The 16,178-nt window shown below is 63.3% G+C and carries 10 protein-coding genes; 6 read left to right on the forward strand and 4 right to left on the reverse strand.

All coding sequences use genetic code 11. From position 1 onward, the window contains the following. Positions 1-9: 9 nt before the first annotated feature. The 3 genes from P7C00_RS08010 (at position 10) to P7C00_RS08020 (ending at position 7,531) form a co-directional block, all read left to right on the forward strand. Positions 10-3,045 (forward strand): GLUG motif-containing protein, encoded by a 3,036-nt coding sequence (locus P7C00_RS08010; protein ID WP_346634894.1) that lies wholly within the window; start codon positions 10-12, stop codon positions 3,043-3,045. 268 nt (positions 3,046-3,313) lie between these two features. Continuing rightward, a complete protein-coding gene (locus P7C00_RS08015; protein ID WP_346634893.1) occupies positions 3,314-4,432 on the forward strand; it encodes a fimbrial protein in 1,119 nt (372 codons plus the stop codon). A gap of 171 nt (positions 4,433-4,603) precedes the next feature. Continuing rightward, on the forward strand, positions 4,604-7,531 hold the full coding sequence (locus P7C00_RS08020; protein ID WP_404938586.1) for a GLUG motif-containing protein: 2,928 nt from the start codon (positions 4,604-4,606) through the stop codon (positions 7,529-7,531). A gap of 117 nt (positions 7,532-7,648) precedes the next feature. Here P7C00_RS08020 and P7C00_RS08025 read toward each other — a convergent pair whose 3' ends face one another. Further along, positions 7,649-8,437 (reverse strand): IclR family transcriptional regulator, encoded by a 789-nt coding sequence (locus P7C00_RS08025; RefSeq protein ID WP_123726470.1) that lies wholly within the window; start codon positions 8,435-8,437, stop codon positions 7,649-7,651. Between the two features lie 201 nt (positions 8,438-8,638). Then, positions 8,639-9,070, reverse strand: coding sequence for a PaaI family thioesterase (locus P7C00_RS08030; RefSeq protein ID WP_221809106.1), 432 nt, complete (start codon positions 9,068-9,070; stop codon positions 8,639-8,641). Positions 9,071-9,338: 268 nt separating this feature from the next. Here P7C00_RS08030 and P7C00_RS08035 point away from each other — a divergent pair, with 268 nt between their 5' ends. From P7C00_RS08035 to P7C00_RS08045, 3 genes are read left to right on the forward strand one after another with little or no spacing between them, the layout of a single operon-like run. After that, entirely contained in the window at positions 9,339-11,042 is a 1,704-nt protein-coding gene (locus P7C00_RS08035) for a long-chain fatty acid--CoA ligase (RefSeq protein WP_404938588.1), read from the forward strand. Between the two features lie 48 nt (positions 11,043-11,090). Beyond that, positions 11,091-12,446: an MFS transporter gene (locus P7C00_RS08040; RefSeq protein ID WP_404938590.1), complete on the forward strand. Its 1,356-nt coding sequence runs from the start codon at positions 11,091-11,093 to the stop codon at positions 12,444-12,446. A gap of 31 nt (positions 12,447-12,477) precedes the next feature. Then, positions 12,478-13,446 carry an NAD(P)H-dependent flavin oxidoreductase gene (locus tag P7C00_RS08045; RefSeq protein ID WP_404938593.1) on the forward strand — a complete coding sequence of 323 codons (969 nt, stop codon included), beginning with the start codon at positions 12,478-12,480 and terminating at the stop codon, positions 13,444-13,446. Between the two features lie 67 nt (positions 13,447-13,513). On the opposite strand, the gene P7C00_RS08050 is transcribed toward P7C00_RS08045, so the two are convergent. Further along, positions 13,514-14,767 carry an OprD family porin gene (locus P7C00_RS08050; RefSeq protein WP_404938595.1) on the reverse strand — a complete coding sequence of 418 codons (1,254 nt, stop codon included), beginning with the start codon at positions 14,765-14,767 and terminating at the stop codon, positions 13,514-13,516. 261 nt (positions 14,768-15,028) lie between these two features. After that, positions 15,029-16,171, reverse strand: coding sequence for an acyl-CoA dehydrogenase family protein (locus tag P7C00_RS08055; protein WP_404938597.1), 1,143 nt, complete (start codon positions 16,169-16,171; stop codon positions 15,029-15,031). Positions 16,172-16,178 lie beyond the last annotated feature (7 nt).

A 16,178-nucleotide genomic window follows, 5' to 3' on the forward strand; every position in this document is an offset into this window, starting at 1 on the left:
GGAGTCAACGTGAACAAGGTTTATGCATTGGTATGGAATCAGGCCCAGGGCTGCTGGAGTGTGACCGACGAAGGCGCCCGTCGTCGCCGTCGTTCCGGAACCCGCAAAGGCCTGGTGGTAATGGTCGCCGGTTTGTTGGGCCTGGGCGGTTTGCCCGCGGCTTTCGCCTTGCCGACTGGGGGAACAGTGGTCTCCGGGACGGCGGATATTCTGACGTTCGATAACGGCAAGCAGATGTCGATCAACCAGCACACCGACAAGTTGATCACCAACTGGAACGACTTCAGTGTGCGAAACGGTCAGACCGTGACCTTCAGCCAGCCGACCAAGACCTCTATCGCCCTGAACCGGGTGATCGGCGTCAACGGCAGTGACATCCAGGGGCAAATCAAGGCTAACGGCCAGGTGTTCCTGATCAACCCCAACGGGGTGGTCTTCGGCCAGGGCGCGCAAGTGAATGTCGGCGGCCTGGTGGCCTCGACCCAGAACATCACCGATGCCAACTTCACTGCCGGCAACTACAAGTTTGCCGGCACCTCATCGGCGCGGATCGTCAACAACGGCACCATCACCGCTGCTGACGGCGGCAACGTGGCGCTGCTCGGCAAGACCGTGATCAACGACGGCACCATCAAGGCCCAGAAGGGCCGGGTAGCCCTGGGCGGTGGCAATGAATTCACCGTCAGTTTCGACGGCAGCAACTTGCTGGACCTGCAAGTGGACGCCGCGGCGATCAATGCGCTGGTGAGCAACGGCGGCCTGCTCAAGGCCGACGGTGGACAGGTGCTGATGACCGCCAAGAGCGCCGGCTCCATGCTGCAGACCGTGGTCAACAACCAGGGCGCCATCGAAGCCAACACCCTGTCACGCAAGGCCGGCAAGATCACCCTGGACGGTGGCGACATAGGTGTAGTCAACGTCGGCGGCTCGATGAGCGCCAGTGCGCTGACCTCGGTGGGTGATGGTGGTGTGGTCGAGACCAAGGGCGCCAATACCAAGGTGCAACTGGCCGCGCGGGTCAACACCCTGGCCAACAATGGCAAGGCCGGCACCTGGAAGATCAGCTCCGACGAGGTCAAGGTCAGCCCTACCGCCACGGCCGGTAGCAACACCGTGTATGCCGATACCCTGGCGCACAACCTGGCCACTACCAATGTCGAGCTCAACAGCAAGAGCGGTGACGTTTCGGTGGATGGAGCCATTGCCTGGACCAGCGGCAATCAACTGAGCGTCAACTCGGCCCAGGACATCCATATCAATAGCGGCCTGAAAGGCAGCGGCGGCGGTACTCGCATCGAGCTCAATGCCGAGCGGGACATCAAGCTCAATGGCGCGGTGGAGCTCACCGGGATCAACAGCAGTCTGGGTCTGGACTATGGCAACGCCTATGCCCTGGGCACGGATGGCCGGGTCACGCTGTCCGGCAGCGGCGCCTGGTTCGACGCCAATGGCGATCTGTACAACGTGATCCAGAACGCCGCGCAGTTGCAGGCGATCGGTACCAGCCTCGATGGCCTGTACGTACTGGGCAATAACATCGCCGGCAGCGGGATCATCAAGTCCATTGGTGGCAGCAACACGTTCACCGGGACCTTCGATGGCCTGGGCAACACGATCAGCGGTTTCACCGTCAACACCGACGGCCCTTACGGTGGTCTGTTCGGCAAGTCGTCGGGTGACATCAGCAACCTCAAACTGGCCTCCATGACCATCAACGGTACGACCTCCAACGCCGGCTTCGGCAATATCGGTGGGCTGGTGGGCTTGAACAGCGGCCGGATCAACAACGTCAGTGCCACCAATCTGCGGGTAGTTGCCAACAGCAATCAGAACAACTACCTCGGTGGCCTGGTGGGGATCAACTCCGGTGGCACCATCGATCGTGGAACCATGGCCGGCACTGTTACCGGTAATGGCTACACCCTCGCTGTCGGCGGGCTGGTAGGGGAAAACCGCAACAGTTTCGCCGGTGCGGGCTCCATCACCAACAGCAGCACCAACGTGCAGGTCCTGGGCACCATGCAGATCAGTCCCGTTGGCGGTATGGGCGGCCTGGTGGGGGTCAACAAGGGCGGGTCGATTGCCGACTCTTCCAGTGCCGGCACCGTCGGCACCGGTTTCAACCGTTACGTCCAGGACCCGAACCTGGGTGGGTTGGTGGGCTACAACCAGGGCGGCACCATCGAGCGCGCAAGCTCCTCGGTCAACGTCTGGGGTTATGCCGCCAGCAACATCGGTGGCCTGGTGGGCTTCAACAACAACGGCACCGTCACTGACTCCAGCGCCAGCGGTGCGATCACCGGCACGGGGTCAGCGGCAGCAGGCGGCCTGGTTGGCTTGAACCAGAACAGCGTGCTGAACAACGTCAGCGCTTCCGGCAGGGTTGCCGACTCGACCGGTGCCAATGTTGGCGGTCTGGTGGGCAAGAACGACCGGAGTGAAATCCACACGGCTGAAGCCACCGGTGAGGTTCTGGGTGGTGGCAGCGGCAACATCGGCGGCCTCATCGGGCACAACTTTGCCGGCACTACCGAATATGCAGTGGCTCGCGGCAAGGTCACCGGCGGCACCCTGAGCCATATCGGCGGGTTGGTGGGGTTCAACGATGGCGACCTGAGTTCAGTCGAGGCCAGCGGTAATGTCAGCGGCGGCGCCAGCAGCTTTATCGGCGGCCTGGTGGGGACCAACGGCGATTATGTGGATCACCGCATTGATACCGCGTCGGCCAAAGGCAACGTCGTGGGCGGTGCCCAGAGTACCGTTGGTGGCCTGGTCGGGCAGAACAATTCGCGGATCGCCAACTCCTTGGCCAATGGTGAGGTGAGTGGTGGCAGCTATGCCCGCCTGGGTGGATTGGCCGGCTTGAACATGGGGGATATTCGTCAGTCCGTGGCCTACGGCAACGTCAAGGTCCTCGCGAACGGCAAGCAGACCTACGGTGGTCTGGCCGGTGTCAACTACGGAATCCTGGCCTACAACACCGCGTTGGGGCAGGCGACCCAGGTACCGCTGGTTGGCCTCAATCAGGGCGATATCCGCAACTGATGAGGTAGTACAGGGGAAACGCAGTCTCTCGATACGCCGTGCGGGTGCAGGGCGTATCGAGGCTGCTGGCGGGTACCTGCTTGTCCCGTCCCTTGTCTGTTCTTTGCCGATGGCCGGAAGCAGCCGGCCATCGCTGTGCAATCCATCTCGCTTGTGCATCACGCAGCCGTTTTCAGGGGGCGTGGCACACAGGCGCAGACTGGGAGAATGACAGATGATTCGCCAATGGCTCAGGCTTGTAGCTGATCGGAAACGACGTTCCCTGTGGGTGAACGCAATACTGCTGACAGGGCTGTTTTCAGGCGTGTCCAGCGGTGCTGCGCAGGCGGCCACGGTGAATGGCTTTGCGCTGAACTGTGAGTTCAGCAACGGTGATGGCACGCCGTGGGTGGCGGTTACGCCGTTGGACGGCAGGGCCAAGGAGGGCGACGTGTTGTGGCAGCGCGCGGTCAGCCTCTATACCAACTTCCGCTACTCACCCTCGGGGAACCGGGTACGAGAGTTGGTGACGGTTGGCAACTGGAGTGGCGGTACGCCACAGCGCTTTCAATCCGCACCGACCAACGTCGAAGGCATAGGCTTTCGCGTAGCAGTGAACCCTCAGGATGGCGGGCCTCTTACCCTGACACAAACCCCCAAGCTGATCGCCCTGGAAAAGAGCGATTTGAGCTATGACACCGGCGGACGTCCCTTTGGGACCATGATTACTCGCTTCACTCAATCACTGATCCTGACAGTACCTCCGGATCAGTTGCCCAGCGGCAAACTGACCGTCGACAGTGTGGTCGGCAGTTCCAACCTGATGCTCTATGCATTCGACTTGCCTGCCAACCTGGCGAGTCTGGGTGCCGAGGTGGCCTGGCCCACCGACAGCAATCCCCCAGGCATCTGCCGGCACAATTATCCATTGATGGGTCCCGAGCTGATCAGCATGGGCGGCGGCGGACCGATCGTGATTCCCAATACCTGTGTGGTTGAGGGCTACAAGACCATCCCTGTTCCTTTGGGGCGCTTTGCCCTGACGGACTTTCCCAAGGTCAACGACACCTCGCCACAGGTGCCTTTTCGCATTGAGCTGAGTCGTTGTGCAGCCAATGCCAAACCGCGCATCAGTTTCACCGACAAGTCCGCTGCCTCAATGGCCCCGGGAATTCTCGGTCTGAGTTCCTCGACCCAGTCCCGGCCCGCCAAGGGCTTCGGCATTGTGGTGATCAACGACCTGACCCGGCTCCCGATCCAATACAGCGGCGAGAGCTACGAGATGCAGCGCGTGGGTGATGGCGCAAGCATTCCCTTGCGGGCCAGCTACATCCGCACCGGCAATGACAGTGAAATCGAAGCCGGCCAGGCCAATGGCGCTGCGGAGTTCACCTTTACCTTCCCCTGACCACGACAGGCACCGAGCAAGCCCTGTTGCGCCATGGATTGCCTTGGCGCAGGCGCGCCTGTGCCCTGCGTGCCCCCTAAACAACGCTTCAACGGTCCCACTGGATCTTTGGATGTTGTGCCGCCCTGCAAAGGTTTGCAGGGCGTTGTTCAACCGATAAGGAGTATTTGCATGAACAAGATTTACGCGTTGGTCTGGAACCAGGCCCAGGGTTGCTGGAACGTGACCCATGAAGGGGCGCGCCGTCGGCGCCGCTCGGGCCCGAGCAAGGGCCTGGTGGTGGCGGCCGCCAGTCTCCTGGCATTGGTCGGCTTGCCCTCGGCCTTCGCCTTGCCGACAGGCGCTGAAGTGGTGTCCGGGAGCGCTGATATGCAGACCCAGGGTCAGCACCTGTCCATCAATCAGCACAGCGACAAACTCATCACCCACTGGAAGGATTTCAACGTGGGGGCCGAGCAGTCGGTGACCTTCAACCAGCCCAGCAGCACCTCGATCGCCTTGAACCGGGTGATTGGCGTCAATGGCAGTCAGATCCAGGGACAGATCAATGCCAACGGCCGGGTGTTCCTGATCAACCCCAACGGGGTGGTCTTCGGTCAGGGCGCGCAAGTGAATGTCGGCGGCCTGGTGGCTTCGACCCAGAATCTCAGCGATGCCGATTTCAAGGCGGGCAACTACAAGTTCGCCGGGACTTCAGAGGCGCAAATCGTCAACCGCGGCTCCATCACCGCCGCTGACGGTGGCGCTATCGCGCTATTGGGGGCGAATGTGCGCAACGAGGGCACGATCAAGGCCCAGGGCGGGAGCGTGGCATTGGGGGCGGGCAATGGCTTCACCGTCAGTTTCGACAACAACCAACTGCTGGACCTGCAAGTGGATGCCGCAGCGGTCAATGCGCTAGTGAGCAATGGTGGCCTGCTCAAGGCTGACGGCGGACAGGTGTTGATGACCGCCAAGAGCGCCGGCTCCATGCTGCAGACCGTGGTCAATAATCAGGGCACCATCGAAGCCAATACCCTGTCGCAAAAAGCCGGGCGGATCACCCTGGATGGCGGCGATGTGGGGGTGGTCAGTGTTGACGGTACGCTGCAGGCCAGTGCGCTGGGTGGCGAGGGCGATGGCGGGGTGATCGAGACCCGGGGCGCGACCACTCGGGTACAGTTGCCGACCAAGGTCAACACCCAGTCCAGGGATGGCCAGACCGGAACCTGGAAGATCGCCAGTAACACCGTCAAGGTCGGCTCGTTCATCAGCGCCAAAAGCAATACCGTCCATGCCGATACCTTGTCGCGCAACCTGGCCACGACCCATATCGAACTGGCCAGTGGCAAGGGCGATGTGGCGGTGGACAACGGGGTCTTCTGGTTCAGCGGCAACCGCTTGACCCTCTCTTCGGCCAAGGACATCCGCCTGGATGACAGCCTGTTTGCCGGCGGCGCCAATGCCCGGGTCGAGCTCAATGCCCAGGGTGATATCAAGCTCAACCGTCAGCTTGTGCTGAGCGGCAGCAACAGCAGTCTGGGGATGAACCACGGTGGTGATGTTGCCCTGGGCCAGAACGGACGCGTCACGCTGTCCGGCAACGGTGCCCGCTTTGACGCCAATGGCGCCGCCTACAGCGTCATTCAAAATGCCACGCAGTTGCAGGCGATCGACAAAGACCTGGCGGGCCGCTACGTCCTCGGCAACTCCATCAACAGTAGCAACCACCTCACCTCAATAGGTGGACAGCAGGGCTTTAGTGGCATCTTCGATGGCCTGGGCAACACCCTCAGCGGTTTGACAATCAACAGCAACGGCACCGATGGCGGGCTGTTCGCCCGTTCATCCGGCAGCCTCAGCAACCTCAATCTGGCCTCGATGACCATCAACGGAGCCGCCTCCGGTTCCGGTGCGGTCGGTGGTCTGGTCGGGCGCAACAGCGGGAGCATTGCCAACGTCAGCGCCAGCGATCTGCGGGTGAATGCCAAGAGCCGGCAGGACAACGTGGTCGGCGGGCTGGTGGGGAGCAACTCCGGCGGTTCCATCGATGCGTCGTCCATGAGCGGCGTGGTGCTTGGCAATGCCTACACCTCGGCGGCCGGTGGCCTGGTGGGCGAGAACCGTCAGGGAGCGGCCGGTGGTGGCACCGTGACCAACAGCCGTGCCGATGCCCGGCTTACCGCCAGCATCGCCAGCAATCCCCAGGGCGGAGTGGGTGGATTGGTGGGCATCAACGATCAAGGACTGATTGCCAATTCCGCAAGCTCGGGAGTGGTCTCCAGTGGTGCCAGCTACAGCTACAAGGGCACGAACCTGGGCGGTCTGGTGGGTTACAACCAGGGCGGCCGTATCGAGGGTTCCCACTCCTCGGTTGCGGTATCCGGCAACGGCGCGAGCAACGTTGGAGGCCTGGTCGGTCGCAACGAATCGGGCCGGATCAGTGACTCCGTCGCCAGTGGCGCGCTGAAGGGTACAGGCTTTGCCACGGCCGGCGGCCTGGTGGGACTCAACCACGACGGTGTGCTGCGCAACGTCAATGCCAGCGGCTCGGTCAATGCGGTCAATGGCCTGCATGTCGGTGGCCTGGTCGGGCAGAACATTGATAGCGACATCCGCCTTGCCGAAGCGTCCGGCAAGGTTCAGGGCGCCAGCAACAGTCATGTGGGCGGACTGATCGGCTACAACGCTGGCGGGCTTGTCGCCAATGCGCTGGCCTTGGGCGATGTCGAGGCCAAGGATCAAAGCCATGTAGGCGGGCTCATCGGTTACAACGCAGGGAACCTGAAAGCGGTCGAGGCCCGCGGTGAAGTCAGTGCCGGCGCCAAGAGCATGGTCGGCGGCCTGGTGGGGACCCATGGCGTTGACAAGGGTGACAGCCTGATCGACACGGCCTCGGCCAAGGGCAATGTCACAGGAGGCAGCTACAGCAGAGTCGGCGGCCTGGTGGGGCAGAACAACGCCCGGATCGCCAACACGCTCGCCAGCGGCGAGGTCACGGGCAACCGGGATGCTCAGTTGGGTGGCCTGGTGGGCCTGGACCTGGGCGACATTCGTCAGTCCGCAGCCTTCGGCAATATCCAGGTGGTTGCTGGCTACGATAGGTGGAATGACCAGTAACTGATGGGGCGTCCCCGCTAATACCGGGGCCGGTTTCGGGTACGTCATGGCAAACCATGGCGTACCCGATGTCTCCCTGCTGATTGCAATAACTGAAAATCTGCCTTGGCGTCTGCTTCAGACGCCGAGGCTTTCCAGATCCCGGGCCAGCATCACCAACTGGTGGGCCAGGGAGCTTTCGAGTTTTTCGCTGGACAGCTGGAAGCTCGGGGCGCCGCAGGTCAGGGCCATGATGCTGCCGTCGGCCAGGCGCAGCGGTACTCCGGCACCATTGACGTTGCGGTCCCATTCTCCCAGTGACAGGCAGAAGCCAAAGGCTTCGTATTCACGGAAGGAGTCCTCCAGGGACTTTTCCAGGGCCGGCCATTCATCGCCGACTTTTTTCGCCACTTCCCGCAGCAGATGGTCACGCTCGATTTTCGGCGTGGCCGCCAGATAGGCGCGTCCCGCGGCACTGGTGGCAAGGGGCAGGCGCAGTCCGGGTTCCATGCGCAGACTGGCCACTTCCGGCGGGCGGCTGCTGTCCACGTGAATCATCGACAGGCGATCGCGGCAGGTCAGGCTGACCGTGGTGTTGGTGCGCCGGGAGAACTCGTCCATGAAGGGTTTGCCCAACTGGCGAACCCGCAGGCTGGCGGAGTAGGCGTAACCCAGGGCCAGTACCGCCGAATCCAGCTGGTACTTCTCCAGGTCCTGGTTGTACTTGAGATAGCCCAGCTGCGTCAGGGTGTAGGTCAGGCGCGATACGGTGGGTTTGGGCAGGCCGGTGATGCGGGCGATGTCCTGGTTGCCGCGCACCGCGTGACCGTGGGTAAAGGCCCGCAGGACTTCCAGGCCACGGGCCAGGGCTTCGACGAACTTGCGGTCTTTGGGCGCTTGTTCCGGGGAGTCGTTCGGGTCGTGCATGGGGTCTTCCGGTAGGGGCTGGTGCCGGGCGCAATGCCAGTTGACCACACAGCGGGTTCTTGGAAACAAGGGAAAAATGTTATCCCGGAACCGCTTGAATTGAAATCGACGATTCCTTCTCGGAACCCTGTTGCGCCAGGCAGGCACTTGTCTCGTCAGGCGGTCGTACCCTGGTCGATCCGCAGTCGGCAGCGTGCCGCCTCAGCGACTATCGAGGCGCAGGCGGCCACGCTTGAATACGCCCTCGGCGCTGGCCAGCAGCCGATCCTCGGCATCCAGCAGGTCGCAACTGGCCATGAAGATCTTCACGCCGCCGCCCCGGGTGCGGGCCACGGCGCGGACCTCGGTCCCCGGTGGCGTGCTCGCCATGTAGTTGATGTTCAGCGACAGGGTCAGCGCCAGCCGCCATTGCTCGGGGTCGGCGTGCCAGGTTCCGCTCATGCCCATGGCGGTGTCGGCCAGGGACGCGATGACGCCGCCGTGCAGATTGCCGGCCTGGTTGAGGTGATGGGGCTGGACGGTGACTGCGATGACGGTCTGCGCCTGCTGGTATTCCTGCAGGTCCAGGCCGAGGTGGGCGGCGAAGCCGCTGAACAGACCTTGCAGTATCGGCGCGTCAGGTACGGCACTCATAGGCGATGGCCCTTGGGGTCAGGTCCTGGTCCGTGTCGTGGGAGGCGGGTGTTGCCCATGACCGGCAGACAGTGATTTTTCTGATTGTGTTTCGCACAGGCATTTGCACGTTGAAATGCAGAATGTCAGCGAATAATCTACCGGTCAATACGGAATGATATTCCGCACAGCGAAATATAAGTGATTGAAATGAACCGGGCGCATGGGGCAGGATCGACCCGGTCCGGTGGCGACACCCCGATCAATCCAGGGCTTTGAAGGAGGCTCCATGTCCACTCCCCGTACTCAGCGTCCCCATCACCGTGTCTGGCCCAAACGCTTGCCCCTGGCGCTGACGGTGCCGGCCACGTCGCTGTGGTTCAACCTGGAAGTGGCCGCCCAACGTTACCCGGACAAAGTGGCGTATCGCTTCTTCGGTCGGGAACTGAGTTTTTCGGCCTTGCGCGCCCAGGCCCTGGCCCTGGCCGGCTGGTTGCAGAGCGTGGGTGTCGAGTCCGGGGATCGGGTGGCGCTGTACCTGCAGAACTGCCCGCAATTCATCGTCGCCTACTACGCCATCCTGCGAGCGAACGCGGTGGTGGTACCGGTCAACCCGATGAACAAGGTGGAGGAGTTGAGCTATCAGCTCGGTGATTCTCAGGCGCGGGTGCTGATCTGCGCGGCGGACCTGGCGCCGATTGCCCAGGCGGCCAATGCCACCCTGGCTCCCGAGCAGCAGTTGCGCGAACTGCTGGTGACCCGCTACAGCGATGCCATGCCGGCGCCTGCGGACCTGCATCCGGCGGAAGCCCCCAGCCCCGAGATCGATGCCTGGTTGCGCAGCGAGCCGCCCTTGACCACGGGCTACCGGCACTGGTGTGAAGTGCTCGACCTTTCCTTGAGCCCCGGGGCCCATAGTGCCCAGGCCGACGACCTGGCCATGCTGCAATACACCTCGGGCACCACCGGCCATCCCAAGGGGTGCATGCACAGCCATCGCAGCCTGATGAGCAATGCTGTCAGCGGCAGTTGGACCCAGTCCACCGTCGAGTCGGTGGGCCTGGGGGTGGTGCCGTTCTTCCACATCACCGGCCTGGTGTGTTTTGTCCTGCGGGCGGTGTTCGACGCCACCAGCACGGTGATCATGCCGCGCTGGGACCGGGAGCTGGCCGGGCGCCTGATTTCCCGTTATCGGGTGACTCACTGGACCTGCATCCCGACCATGATCATCGACCTGTTCGCCAGCCCCAACTACCAGGGGTTCGAGCTGTCCAGCCTGGTGCATATCAACGGCGGCGGAGCAGCGATGCCGGAGGCGGTGGCGCAGCGCCTGAGGGAGGAGTTCGGCCTGACCTTTCTCGAAGGCTACGGGCTTACGGAAACCGCCGCCGCCAGCCATGGCAACCCGCCTGAGCGGGCCAAGCTGCAATGCCTGGGCATGCCGTTCTTTGGTGTGGACTCGCGGGTGGTCGATCCACTGACCCTCAAGGAACTGGAGCCGGGCCAGGTGGGGGAAATCATCACCTTTGGTCCGATGCTGTTCAAAGGCTACTGGCGCAACCCCGAAGCGACCGCGGCGGCTTTCGTCGAGTTCGAGGGCAAGCGCTTCCTGCGCACCGGCGACCTTGGCCACATGGACGAGGAGGGGTACTTCTTTCTCACCGATCGCCTCAAGCGAATGATCAACAGCAGCGGTTTCAAGGTCTGGCCGGCGGAGGTGGAAGCCCTGCTGTTCAAGCACCCGGCGGTGCATGAAGCCTGTGTCATCGCGGCCCAGGATGCCTACCGCGGAGAAACCGTCAAAGCCCTGGTGGTCCTGCGCAGCGAGGCCGTTGGCCGCACCAGCCCAGAGCAGATCATCGACTGGGCGCGCGAGCACATGGCCGCCTACAAAGTGCCGCGGTTGCTGGAGTTCGTCGACAGCCTGCCCAAGTCCGGCTCCGGCAAAGTCATGTGGCGCGTGCTCCAGGAGCGCGAGGCCATCAACCCCTGAACAGCGATTCCCTTGATGCAGTAACCAACGACTGCGCCGGAGACGACAATGACTACAAAAATAATAACTGTCCAAGATCCGCACGCTTCACCCGACCCAGCCCGGCAGCTCGACTCGCTGTACGCGAAGATTCGCTGGCGCCTGCTGCCGCTGCTGATGCTCTGCTACATGATCGCCTTCCTCGATCGGGTCAATATCGGCTATGCCCAACTGCAGATGAAACAGACACTGCCGTTTGGCGACGCGGTCTATGGCCTGGGTGCCGGGATCTTCTTCATCGGCTACTTCCTCTTCGAAGTCCCCAGCAACCTCATGCTCAAGCGCAGTGGTGTGCGCAGGACCCTGTTGCGCATCATGTTCTGCTGGGGGCTGGTGGCCGCGGCGATGATGTTTGTCTCCACACCGTTGCAGTTCTACATCCTGCGCTTTCTTCTGGGGGCCTTCGAGGCAGGGTTCTTTCCGGGGGTGATCCTGTATTTCACCTACTGGTTTCCGGCGCCGCGCCGCGGGCAGGTGATCGCCATCTTCATGACGGCCGCCGCCGTCGCCGGACTGATCGCCGGCCCCGTCTCGGGGAGCATCCTCAAGTACCTCAATGGCGTGGCCGGCTTCAATGGCTGGCAATGGATGTTCGTGATCCAGGGCCTGCCGGCCAGTGTGCTGGGGGTGGTGGCTTTTCTGTACCTGCAGGACAGCCCGGAACAGGCCAGGTGGCTCAGTTCAAGGGAGCAGCGATTGCTCAAGGAGGACATGGCCCAGGACCTGAAAAATGCCCGGCACAAGTCCCAGGATAGCCTGGCGCAGATGTTTCGCGACCCCAAGATCTATCTGTTGTCCATGGCCTATTTCATGTTCCTCGGCGCGACTTACATGCTGGTGTTCTGGATGCCGAGCCTGATCCAGAGCTGGGGCTCCCAGGACCTGTTGCAGGTCGGGCTGATTACCGCGATCCCCAATATCGTGGGCATCGTCGGTACGGTGCTGATCGGCTTGCACTCCGACAAACACCGGGAACGCCGCTGGCATTTCGTCGGCTGCATGGCCATTGCCGTCTTCGGCCTGGCCATCACCACCTTGCTCAACGGCCATCTGCTGCTGTCGGTGACGGCCTTGTGCGTGGCCTACATAGGGATCAAGGCCGGTACTCCGATCTTCTTCGCTCTGGTCAGCGAGTACCTGTCGGTGGCGGCCACCGCCGGGGGCATCGCCTTTATCAGCAGCCTGGGCAACCTCGGGCCGGCTGTTACGCCCTGGCTCAACGGAGTGATCAACAGCCATACCGGCGGGCATGTCTCCAGCATGTACCTGGGGATCGTGATGTACCTGCTGGCCGGCGCGCTGGTACTGATCACCGCGCGTACCGCCAGAGCCCCTCGAACTGCAGCGGCCCTGGCCGAATCATGAACCCCCTCGCCATTGGCACAGGAGCCAGAGCATGAGCTTGCCCAACATCCTTTCCCAGCGTTTGCGCTTGCCGGTGGTGGCGGCGCCGCTGTTCATCATTTCCACCCCTGAACTGGTGATCGCCCAGTGCAAGGCCGGCATCGTCGGCTCGTTTCCGGCCTTGAATGCCCGGCCCGCCGAGCGCCTCTCGGAGTGGATCGAACAGATCACCCAGGCCCTGGCCGAGCACGATCGGCTGCACCCGGACCGGCCCGCGGCGCCTTTCGCGGTGAACCAGATCGTGCATCGTTCCAACGACCGGCTGGAGCAGGACATGGCGGTCTGCGTGGAGCACAAGGTGCCGATCATCATCACCTCCCTGGGGGCTCGTCCCGAGATCAACCAGGCGGTGCACAGCTACGGTGGCATCGTGCTGCACGACGTGATCAACAACCGCTTTGCCCGCAAGGCCATCGACAAGGGAGCCGATGGCCTGATTGCGGTGGCGGCCGGTGCCGGAGGCCATGCCGGCACCCAGTCGCCCTTTGCCCTGGTACAGGAAATCCGCCAGTGGTTCGACGGCCCGCTGCTGCTCTCGGGGGCCATTGCCTCGGGCCGTTCGATCCTCGCGGCCCAGGCCCTGGGAGCCGATCTGGCCTATATCGGCTCGGCCTTTATCGCCACCCAGGAAGCCAACGCCGTAGCGGCCTACAAAGAGATGATCCGCCAGTCGGGGGCGGAGGACATTGTCTACACCGACCTCATCACCGGGGTGCATGGCAACTACCTGAAAGCCTCGCTGACCGCGGCCGGCCTGGACCCCGAGGCGCTGCCCAGCAGTGATCCCTCACAGATGAACTTCGGTGCGGATCGGCAGCGCCCCAAGGCCTGGAAGGAGATCTGGGGCTGCGGCCAGGGCATCGGCGTGCTGGACGCGGTGCCGGCCGCCGAAGCGCTGGTGGAGCGTCTGGCCGCGGAGTATCGAGAGGCTTGCCAACGGCTTGGCCGCCAGGTGTTCTGAGTCGCTGCGGCTTGATAGCGCTGCCGGCACTTGCCGGCAGCGTCGTTTCCGGGGCCGCTGTTCCCGGCTACCAGAGCTTGAGGCTGTATTCGAGGATCAGCCGGTTCTCATCCACATTGGCAGCATGCTTGGCGCGATACACCACGTTGCGCCAGCGCAGCCCCAGGTCCTTGAGCGGGCCGTTCTGGATCACATAGGCCAGGTCGGTATCCAGCTCCCGCTCCCGGGCCTGCCGCTGGTCGAGGGTGAATTCATTGCTGCGCACATAGCGGCTCATCAGGCTCAGGCCGGGCAGGCCCAGGGCGGCGAAATCATAGCGGTAGCGCACTTGCCAGGAGTCCTCCCCGGCATGGACGAAGGACTTGTAGGTCGAGGTGTTGAAGCCGTAGGGGTCGGTGCCGCTGATAAAGGGCATGCCGCTGCGGCCGCTCTGGTCCTGATAGATCAGGCTCAGGGCGTGGCCGCGATAGGACAGGGTTTGCATCAGCCCCAGGTTGCGGTTGTCGACCTCGGTCCGACCCAGGCCGGCGCTCTGGAAGTAGCGCAGCTCGGATTTCAGCGAGAGGCTTTTACCCAGGGCTGCCGTGTGGGTCAGATTGCCGTAGTGCTGCCGGTAGTTGTCCTTGAGTTGGGCATGAAAATAACCGGCCTTGAGCTCGGGGCGGATGCTGTAGCTGGCTCCGCTGTAGGTGAACCTGTCACTGGCGATCCCACCGGCGACCTGCCGGCCGTTGCGGGCCAGGGCGACCATCTGCAGGTCTTCATGGTCCGTGGAGTTGCGCTGGCGCACGCTGTCGAAGCGCCCCAGGGTCAGGGTCAGATCCTGGATATCGTTGGACACCAGTTGCGTGCCCTTGAAGGTTTGCGGCAGCAGGCGGGTGTCATTGCGAAAGGCGACTGGCAGCAGCGGTTCGTGGATGCCGGTGCTCAAGACGCTGCTGGCGACCCTGGCCTTGGCGGTCAGGCCGAAGGAGCCGTACTGGTCGGCCACATCGCCATTGCGGTCCGCCAGCAGCGCCCCGGTATGGGCGGTGCCGCCGCCGGAGTCCAGCTTGATGCCCTGCAGGCCTAGCCCATCCACCCCCAGGCCGACGCTGCCTTGGGTAAAGCCGGACTGGTAGCGCAGGACAAATCCCTGGGCCCATTCTTGCGCCTTGCTCTGGGGCGGACGGTCGCCATGGAAATCGCGATTCATGTAGAAGTTGCGAGCCCCAAGGGTCAACTGGCTGTCGTCGATGAATTGCGCCTGGCACATCAGCGGCAGCACACAGCCGCCCACCAGGGTGGACAAGGGCAAGCAGGGATTGGAAGTGGAGTGCATGGTGTTCACCGGTCTTGTTGTTTTTATAGTGAGAAATGCGGCGCTGGGTCGCTGCCGGAGCGGCCGTGGAAAAGCCCCGGACGCGACCGCTCCTGACCCTGCCGTGAGGCGGGGCCATTGAGGAGGCAAGTAGCGGGAGCAGGGACTCAGTGCAGCAGGGCCATCAGCGCAGCGTGATGGGGCACGCTGCGCTCCGGGCAAGGAAGGCGGCGACACCTGCCGCCCTTTTGGCCAGGGCCTGTGGTTGCCTGCCCGAGAGACTCATGGGGTCGGTGCTTGACCGAGGGCGATGTAGCGTTGCAGGTGATGATCCTCGTCCCCCAACTGGTGGTCGATCATCACCAGCCGCTTGGCGTAATGGGCCAGTGGCAGCTCCCAGGTCATGCCGATACCGCCATGCAGCTGGATGCATTCCTCGGCCACCAGGGCGCCGATGCGACCGATGCTGACCTTGGCCGCCGACAGGCTGCGTTCGCGGGTCAGGCGGTCGGCGTCCAGGGCGGCAGCGGCGTTGATCACCGCCGAACGAGCCTGCTCGATCTCCAGCAACAACACCGCCATGCGATGCTGCAGCGCCTGGAAACTACCGATAGGACGGCCAAATTGTTGCCGGGTGCGCAGGTAGTCCAGGGTCGCCAGCTTGGCCACTTCCATGGCGCCAAGGGCTTCCGCGCAGAGCGCCAACAGGCCCCGGCCGATGGCCCGCTCGAGGATCGCGTGGCCCTGATGCAAGGGCCCCAGCAAGGCCTGTGCCGGCACTTTTGCATGGTGCAGGCGCACTTGCGCGACGGGGCCGCTGTCGAGGGTCGGGCAGGCCTGGATCTCCAGGCCCGGGGTGTCCGCCGGCACCAGGAACAGCGAGATGCCCTGGCTATCGTCCAGGGCTCCGGCCGTGCGTGCCGCGACCACCAGCAACCCGGCCTGGCGGCCGTTGAGAACCATGCTCTTGATACCGTCCAGACACCAGCCGGCAGAGTCCGCCTCGGCGCGGCAGGCGACCCGGTTGGTTGCATAGTGGTTGCCGGGCTCTTCATGGGCCAGGGCGGCGATCAGGCTGCCGTCGATGATTGGCCCCAGGTGTATTTTCTGCGCCTCGGTGCCGGCGCTGGCGATGGCCTCGCCGGCCAGCACGGCACTGCCCAGCAGAGGCTCCACCAGCAGTCCGCGGCCTATTGCCTCGAAGACCAGGGCCAGGTCGAAGCCGCCGCCACCGAAGCCGCCGTCGGCTTCACTGAATAGGGCGCCGATGACTCCCAGGTCCGCCAGTTGGCGCCAGATATCGGGGTTGAAACCCAGGTCGGACTGCAGGCTCTGCTGACGTTTTTCCAGGTTGTATTGCTGGGTGATGAAGCGGTTCAAACTGTCGGCGAGCATGCGCCGTTCTGCGCTGTGTTCGAAGTTCATGTGCGCG

Origin of the sequence: Pseudomonas sp. JDS08PS003, assembly GCF_045013505.1 — a bacterium.
GTDB classification, from domain to species: Bacteria; Pseudomonadota; Gammaproteobacteria; order Pseudomonadales; family Pseudomonadaceae; genus Aquipseudomonas; species Aquipseudomonas protegens_B.